Here is a 968-nt window from a genome sequence, read left to right on the forward strand (position 1 = left end):
CCCATCATTGTAGGATTTCCAGTTCGTCGTGCGGTAGCGGGTGGGTTCAGGCCTGGTCATGGCAGGCCCTTAACCCGCTGGACCACTCCAGTGAATCCTTCCGAGGGCAGAGTTCTGCAACAACGCCCACCGGCTGCGAGTTTTGCTTTCGCAGCAGGCAGGGAGTTTGACTCCAGAACCGCAGTCAAGTCCGTGCCGATCGCGCAATTCAACTTTATCGAGAGGGACCTATGACCACTGACGAAGCGATCTGGCAATCCGCCCAAAATATGATGAAATCCTCCAAAAACCTCGATAAGCTTTGGGAAGCATTTGATTTGATCGAATGCGAAGGGGGAGATCCTGTTCTTGTCATAGAGCGTAATAATTCAGATTCTGAAGATAATGGATGGATATATCCCGTCTGGGAAGCTTATTACAAGGTCAGGCAACGGCCAAACGTGAACTTGAGAGATACTGGCTGGATTACCCTGGCCATCCAGCTTACCTGCGACGTCGGAGTTGAAGGTGACTGGCAACACGGAAAACGCGCCAAGGTTCTGGCGGGGTATGCGCCGTTCAAGAACTTTGACCATGCGTGGGGATTTGATAGTGAAGACCCCAACTCGTCGGGCTATGTCGAGGAGTGCGTCACCGACGAGTATCGCTGGATTCACTCAGACGAAGTAAGCTGGTTCTTCGCGGTTCCTCTTGACGCTCTGACCAGCACAGATGACGTGGAAAAATGTATCGTCACGCCGATGCGGCGGCTTGTGCGGGGCGAGAATCCTGATGACGTGTTCGGAGCGATACGCGAAAAGCTGTGTCTGCCGCCGCAAGCTTGATTCCTCGCGACCGGATCGGGAGTGTCCTGAACTCCGTGTATCTGATCCGGCCCATGCGGTTTTCAGATACGGTCAGGCGTCGAAGCGCCCGGCGAACATTATGGCCAGCTGATTGCGGGCGGCAACCCATTCCCGGACGGCCCT

Annotated in this window: 1 protein-coding gene; it reads left to right on the forward strand. The window is 54.8% G+C overall.

Annotated features, from left to right (window positions below):
- The first annotated feature begins 230 nt into the window (after positions 1-230).
- On the forward strand, positions 231-824 hold the full coding sequence (locus tag H5395_RS18405) for a hypothetical protein (protein WP_182793995.1): 594 nt from the start codon (positions 231-233) through the stop codon (positions 822-824).
- Positions 825-968: the final 144 nt, after the last annotated feature.

Origin of the sequence: Paracoccus sp. MC1854 (assembly GCF_014164635.1) — a bacterium.
Classification (GTDB): Bacteria; Pseudomonadota; Alphaproteobacteria; order Rhodobacterales; family Rhodobacteraceae; genus Paracoccus.

Excerpts from the sequence above, each read along its gene's own strand:
- H5395_RS18405 (WP_182793995.1), top strand. The coding sequence starts at position 231 with ATGACCACTGACGAAGCGATCTGGCAATCCGCCCAAAATATGATGAAA.